The following is a 6,740-nucleotide window of genomic DNA, read 5'->3' on the forward strand; positions in this document are numbered from 1 at the left end:
TCGTCATCCGGCCTGCGCGGGGCGCTGCGGGGGCGCTGGAACCCCCTCGAACTCGATGCCCTTCGGGTAGGGGATCTCGATGCCATGGGCGACGAATGCCTCGAGCAGCAGGCGGTTGAGCGCATTCTTGATCTCGAAGTGGCACCCCGGTCGGACCCTGGTCTCGATGCGCACGCGCAAGCAGCTCTCGTCGATGGCGGCCACCCCCATGACCTCGGACGGCTCGAGGACCTGGTTGGGGTGCTGCTCGTGCAGGGCCTTGCCGGCCTTGGCCATGACCTCGAACACCTTTGCCAGGTCGGCCTCGAAGGCCACTCCCATCTCCACGACCGCGAGGGTCCAGCCGCGGCTGTAGTTGATCACGTTGCTGATGTCGCTGTTGCGGAGCGTGTGGACCCGGCCATAGCGGTCCCGAATGCGGCTGACCCGAAGGTGGAGCTGCTCGACCGTCCCCTCGGTATCCTCGACCTTGACGTAGTCCCCGATGAGCATCTGGTCCTCGAGCAGCATGAAGAACCCGCAGATGATGTCCTCCAGGATCTTTTGTGAGCCGAGCCCGACCGCGAACCCCACGACCCCCGCCCCCGCGAGCAGCGGCAGGGGATCCACCCCCACGACCACCAGCATCACCATTCCCATGACGATGTAGATCACGAAGCGCACCAGGCTCTGCGTGAGCCTCGCAAGGGTCGCACGCCGTGCTCGCGCTTCTTCCTGCATCATGACCTGCTGCAGCGACGCTCCATCGGGTGCCTTCTCGTCCCGGGTCAGGCCTCGGTACACCGCCACCCCGAGGATGGCGATGAGGACCCGGGATACGAAGAACGTGGCCACCAGCTCCATGATCATGGTGCCGTAGGGCGCCAAGACTTCCTGGGCGTCGAAGCGTCGTACGACGACGACGGCACCGGTCAGGTAGACCATCGCCTCGAGCACGCGTCGGGCCAGCGGCATCAGCGGCTGGACCTCCTCGTAGTAGGGCTCGACCGAGGTCTTGCTGACGCGCGTACGCGTGAGGCTCTCGGAGATCGTCAGCGCCATGGTTGCGACCTGGACCGCCAGGCGCGCGACGGCGCTGACGAGCGCGATCAGGGTCAGGGTGACGATAGTCCAGTCGAGCCACTCGGGAAGCGCCAGGGCGGGGCCCACCACGTTGGCGAAGGCATAGATGATGGCCAGACCGATCACATTGGGGATCTCGGCGAAGATCCTGGTGATCACGTCCGCCCAGTCCTGGAACAGCTTCCGGTGCAGGAGCCGCTTCTCGAGCTGGCCGAGGAATGCGTGGGGCAGGCGGCGGAGGTACCGGACCAGGAGCAGGAGCGCGACGAGCACGCCGACCTTCTCGACGACTGCCCACAGCGTCTCTTCGGTCCACTGCTTGGTGACCTGGTCGGCCCAGCTCTGGAAATCGACCTCCTCCCAGATCCCGTAGCTGAGCACGACGAGCCCGAGGAGCACGACGAGCGCAGAGAACACCAGCGCGACCGAGCGCGCCGACCGGGCGAAGCGGTCGCCAACCTTGGCGAGGAGCTGAACCCCGCTGGCTCGAAACAGCCAGCGCAGCGCTATCGAGCCACCAACGGCGCCGATCCAGGTCGTCAACAAGAGCAGGACGACGGCCAAGCCGACGAGCCAGGCATCGTTGATGATCAGGGAATCGGACAACCTGGGCAGGTGCATGGATACGTCACCACCGGATTCTTGGAGGAGCGGCCGCTGCGTGGGGGCCAGAACTCACCGGGCTGCCCCCGCGAGTCGGCGGACCCACGCCGGTCTTCAGCCATCGATGAACTGCCAGTCCTCGACGTAGTTGCCGACGACGTGCTTGGGGAAGCCCGGGTCGGAGCGGTAGTTGGCTAGATCGTAGCGTATGTGCTGATCGCCCTTGAAGAAGTAGACCTTGCCGTTGCCCCAGTACACCGAGGCGTCGATGCGATCGAAGGTCACCCCGACCCAGCGCTTGGCGATGGGCTGCGGGTAGCCTTCGTCGATGTGGTTCTTGAGGGGATTGAAGCGGGCATACTGGTTGCCGAAGAAGAAGTAGACCTCGTTGCTGCTCGTCACCAGGGCCGCGTCGACGCGCGGGAACGGCAGCCCAGGAAATTCCTCGTGGATCGGCCGAGGATAGCCGGGGTCCTTCTTCTTGGTCTCGAAGTCGAAGCGAAACACCCGGTCCCGCCGGAACAGGTAGAGCTTGTTCTCGAGCGACTTGCCGTCGGGAGCCACCAGGTACTTGCCACGAAACGCCTCGTCGATGCGCTCGAAGCCCTCCTCGTCGATGCCGGGCACGAGCTCGTGAAGGGGGGACGCGGGGGTCGTGAGCTTGCGTTCGCGTTCGTAGCGGACGAACTTGTTGCCGCGGATGAAGTAGAGATCGGGCCCCATGTCGAACACGGCCTTGATCGGCTCGAAGGACACCGATTCCCGGTAGGCTTCCATCAGGGCGGTCGCCTTGGCGGGATCGCGCAGCAGGGTCCAGATCCCGGCGACGTCGAGCTCGATGACCTGGGGGTTTTCGGGGATGGTCTTGAGCCACCCGTTGTACGCGTCCTGGTCGAGCGAGCTCATCGCGGCCAGCAGGACCTCGTCGCCGCCCTTGCCGATGACCGTGCACTGCGAGCTGTTGAGGAGCCTCTCCTTGCTCTCCGCGCGCCTGCTGCTGGCGCCACCGCCGGAGCCTCCAAAGCTGGCCTTGATGCCGGCCTGGATGTCCTCCTTGTTGAGCTGGGAGGACTTGAGCACGGTGAACACGAGCATCGACTTGCCGCCGACCCACGCCCCGCGCACGTAGTGCGAGCCGTAGCGGCGGAAGAACTCCTCGTACTCCTGGCGATGCTCGGGAGAGAAGGGGGCGGGGATGTCGACGTCGCGGACCTCGTCGATGCAGTCGTTGGGGTTGGGGACATAGAGCATCCACAGCGGGACGAAGGAGCTGCGGACCGCGTAGTAGGCCTCCTGCTCGGCCCGGAGTCGACTGTTCCACGAGCTGGTGGCGCTGACGCTGAAGGCCGCGCTGCCGACCGACGCGTTCGCGTCGACGCTCATCTGCTTCTCGAAGCGAGCCCAGGACTCTTCGATGACGACCTGGTTCAGCGCCTCGTTCATCGGGAAGGGCGGGCTGTCGTTGACCTCGTAGCCGACGGGGATCGCATAGTCTTCCTTGGTCTCGTTCGACCTGATCACGCGCATCTCGTCGCGCTTGAACAGGAGCTGGGCCAGCGTATACGGGCGATACGGTCGCAGGTAGATGCCACGGCCGACGACCTCGAGACCAGGAACGGGCTTGAGGAGCGTCTCCGTATCGACCTTCGGCTCCACCGCAGAAGCCTTCGATTTCTGCACGTTGGTCTGGGCTGCTCGCTCGGGCTCGGCCTTGGGCCTTGCTGCCCTGGCCTGCGTCTTCGTGCCGCTCATGACTCGATGCTAGCAGCCTTTGGGCACGAGGAGGAGTGCTCCCCGAATCGCTCGGGCTCAGGATGACACGAGGTGGGTGATGTCGAGCACGTCGACATCCTCGGGCCTCCGAGGGGCGGGAGCCCGAGGAAGCCCTCCGCGGTGGCGATGAGGCCACATGGCAATCGAGAGACCGGTGACCATGCTGGCGCTGTACAGGGCGGTCATCACCGGAACCCCCACCCCTGCGAACAGCACCCCGCCGATGCCTACCAACGAGGGAATGCCCAGCGACAGCTTGATCCGATCGACGTTTTGCCGAAACTCGTCGGCGGTTTCGAACAGCCGAGGAAGCTGCGCCAGGTCGTCGATGACGACCTGTGCGCTATGGATGGCCGAAGCAGAGGCCGATTCCATCGTGACGGAGACGGCAGCCCGGGTGAGCGCCAGGCAGTCGTTGATGCCATCGCCCACGAAACATACCGTGCGCCCCCCCGCCTGGAGCTCGTCGATGAGCTCGGCCTTGTCTGCCGGCAAGACCCCGGCGAAGTGCTGCTCGATCCCCAGCGAGCGGGCAAGGGCCCGCGTGGGCGCCTCCTGGTCGCCGGAGACGAGGTAGATCTCGATGTTTCGCTCGCGAAGAGCCCCGATGATGTGCTCGACCGCCGGATGCATGGTGGGCTCGAGCTCGAGCATGCCGAGCAGCGTGGAACCCACGGCCACATAGACCCGAGAGGACATCGTGAAGTGATCGTCCTCGTCCTCGAGGGCCAAGATCCCGCCAACGTCGATCTCGTGGGCGATCATGTAGCGACGGCTGCCGATCCTGATGTCCTGCCGACCCAAGCGGGCCGTGAGCCCGAGACCGAGTTCGAGCGTGGTCCCGTCGACGGTGGGAATCTGGAGCTTGCGCCTCCGCGCGGCGTCGACGATGGCGCGAGCGATGGGGTGGGATTGCCGGTGCTCCGCTGCCGCCGCCATGCACAGTAGGTGATCGCCGTCGACGCCCTCGGTGGGCACGACACGGCTGACGTGGAGCTCGTTGAGGGTGAGGGTACCGGTCTTGTCGAATACGACGGTGTCGACCTGCGGGAGGACCTGGAACGAGCGCCCGTCCCTGATCAAGATCCCTCGCTCGGACGCTTGGCGCAGGTAATTGAGCATGCTCAGCGGGATGAACAGGCGCATGTTGTCCAGGAAGCTCGCATTGAGCAGAGCCACGCTCCCGGCAGGGCCGACCAGGGGGTAGGCGAGGCCGCCGAGGGTGAGCATGGGCAAGGCGAGCCGATCCGCGATCCGCTGGCCCTCTGCTTCGAGTGTGCTGGTGTAGGCGGCCGTCCGCGCCATCATCCCCGCGATCTCCGCGGCGACCGTCGCTTCACCGGTCGTCCGAACCCGAATGTGCAGCCTTCCCGAGCACACCAAGGTCGCGGCGAACACCGGATCGCCAGCGCTGCGCTCGAGCGGCTGGGACTCACCGGTCAAGATGTGCTGGTCGACGTAGCCCACGCCCCCGACGACGAGGCCGTCCGCGGGGATGGGGACGCCAGCGTCGACCACCACGATGTCGCCGACCTGCAAGCACGCGAGCGGAATGCTCTGCTCGACGCCGTCTCGCAGCACCCAGACCATGTCGGTGCGCTGGCCGAACATGTGGCTCATGCTCTGCGCAGCCACGCGCTCGGACATCTGGCGCAGCTTCTGACCGCCTGCGTAGAGAAAGAAGACGATCGACGAGGACATGTAGTGACCGGTGGCAACGGTCGTCGTCAGCCCTATGGTATCGAGCAACTCGGCGCTGGCCCGACGCTCCTCGAACAGGTACTGCTTGGCCTTCCGCAGGATGGGAATCCCCGCAAACAAGACGAGCACCCCTCCGAGCACCCGCACCTGGGGAGCCATGAATCTCGCGGCCGCGTTGATGCCCAGGCACACGAGCGACAGATCGAACTGCTGGTCGATCTCGGCCTTCGCCGAGTCGGCCTTGCGCACATGGGCCGCGCTCGGGATGGCGAGCGCCTGTGTTCGTTCGCCGGGCTCGTCGTTCGAAGGGGTGGGAACCTTGGATTCCCTGCGATTGTCGAGGATGCGACGGCCGTAGTAGACGCTAGCGGCAAAGAGGCACAGCTGCAGGAACATGGATGCCCGTGGATGATGCCTACACTACCGCCGGCGCCATTGCTCGATGGTTGAAGAACGACAGAGGGTCGAGCTGCTCGAGTCGCAGCCGAATCCAATCCAATCCAAAGGTGCCACTGCCCCTCATCGGGCGGTCACACCTCGACCGACCTACTTGGGCTCGGGTGAGGTGCCAGCGGGCTCGGCCTCGCCGCGGGGCTCGTCCCCCGACCGGCGGAATTGCTTGAGGAGGTTCTTGCCGGTCGTGGACCTCGCGTAGGAGTTTGCCACGACGAGGGCGAGCCCCACCGGGCCAATTGCAGCCCGTGCCCACGCGCCAACGATGGCGTGGGCACCTCCTGCGAGGATCTTTCCATCCAGCAGCAGGCTCGCGCCCGGGATGAATGCTTCACCGATCAGCTTCACAGCGTTGTGACTGGAGTTCGTCTCGGGCATCGGAATCTCTTCTCTTGCTGGCACCTCTTGGACGAGGTCCCTCAGCCTAATACGATTCGAAGGGATCGAGCAAGTTGGTGCGGGGGTACCGCATGGCGCGAAACCGCGTCATGAAACAGCGTCATGCCGAACCGTTGCGGCCCGTTCTGCTCGCGTGAGCTCGCCTTGACACGTTTCGAGCGATCCTCGCATAATCCGCGCCCGTGCGCGGAGCTGGCCTCCTCGCGCGCCCCCTTCTTCGAGCTTCGAGGACCAGAGCGATGGAAGCACCTCGTGACCAAACCTTCAACAATGCGGTCAAGCTGCTGGGCGAGGCCATCGTGCCAGGAGCGAGCCTCTTGCTCAGCGGGAAGATCGTCTCGGGGAGCGTCCACCTCATCGTCGGCTCCTGGGCCAGGGTCGCGCTCGGGCCAGTAGGGCTGGCGTTGGTCATCGCCAACTCGTATTCCGAGTCGACGACGGGCAAGAGCATCCTCAAGCACTTCTCGAAGGTCGCGAACGACCTGCAGTCGTCGGACGCCGCCTCTCCGTCGGATGCCGCCCCTCCGTCGGATGCCGCCTCTCCGTCGGACGCGACCCCGCTGCCGGACGCGACTTCCCAGCGGGACGAGCCGACACCCCAGGGCAGCGAAGCGTAGGAACGAGGCAAGGGCGATACCGCCCAGCGCTTGCGTCCAGATCTCGGCGAGGTAGCCGAACTGGCCGAAATTCGCGGGCGGATCCCGACATCGTCGGATTCAGATCATGAGGATGCGAACCCACGGCCTCGG

Annotated in this window: 5 protein-coding genes; 1 reads left to right on the forward strand and 4 read right to left on the reverse strand. The window is 65.4% G+C overall.

The window, feature by feature from the left end:
• Positions 1–3: 3 nt before the first annotated feature.
• The 4 genes from OEB96_RS38865 to OEB96_RS38880 form a co-directional block, all read right to left on the reverse strand.
• Positions 4–1,668, reverse strand: a complete 1,665-nt coding sequence (locus OEB96_RS38865; RefSeq protein WP_266221958.1) for a mechanosensitive ion channel family protein — start codon at positions 1,666–1,668, stop codon at positions 4–6.
• A gap of 111 nt (positions 1,669–1,779) precedes the next feature.
• Complete coding sequence (locus OEB96_RS38870; protein WP_266221959.1) at positions 1,780–3,417, reverse strand: hemopexin repeat-containing protein; 1,638 nt, start codon at positions 3,415–3,417, stop codon at positions 1,780–1,782.
• Positions 3,418–3,474: 57 nt separating this feature from the next.
• Entirely contained in the window at positions 3,475–5,535 is a 2,061-nt protein-coding gene (locus OEB96_RS38875) for a heavy metal translocating P-type ATPase (protein ID WP_266221960.1), read from the reverse strand.
• Positions 5,536–5,685: 150 nt separating this feature from the next.
• Positions 5,686–5,970, reverse strand: coding sequence for a DUF6072 family protein (locus OEB96_RS38880; protein ID WP_266221961.1), 285 nt, complete (start codon positions 5,968–5,970; stop codon positions 5,686–5,688).
• 260 nt (positions 5,971–6,230) lie between these two features.
• Here OEB96_RS38880 and OEB96_RS38885 point away from each other — a divergent pair, with 260 nt between their 5' ends.
• Complete coding sequence (locus OEB96_RS38885; protein ID WP_266221962.1) at positions 6,231–6,608, forward strand: DUF6072 family protein; 378 nt, start codon at positions 6,231–6,233, stop codon at positions 6,606–6,608.
• Positions 6,609–6,740 lie beyond the last annotated feature (132 nt).

This window comes from Paraliomyxa miuraensis (genome assembly GCF_026337845.1).
Lineage (GTDB): Bacteria > Myxococcota_A > Polyangia > Nannocystales > Nannocystaceae > Paraliomyxa > Paraliomyxa miuraensis.

Excerpts from the sequence above, each read along its gene's own strand:
- OEB96_RS38870 (WP_266221959.1), bottom strand. The coding sequence starts at position 3,417 with ATGAGCGGCACGAAGACGCAGGCCAGGGCAGCAAGGCCCAAGGCCGAG.
- OEB96_RS38875 (WP_266221960.1), bottom strand. The coding sequence starts at position 5,535 with ATGTTCCTGCAGCTGTGCCTCTTTGCCGCTAGCGTCTACTACGGCCGT.
- OEB96_RS38880 (WP_266221961.1), bottom strand. The coding sequence starts at position 5,970 with ATGCCCGAGACGAACTCCAGTCACAACGCTGTGAAGCTGATCGGTGAA.
- OEB96_RS38885 (WP_266221962.1), top strand. The coding sequence starts at position 6,231 with ATGGAAGCACCTCGTGACCAAACCTTCAACAATGCGGTCAAGCTGCTG.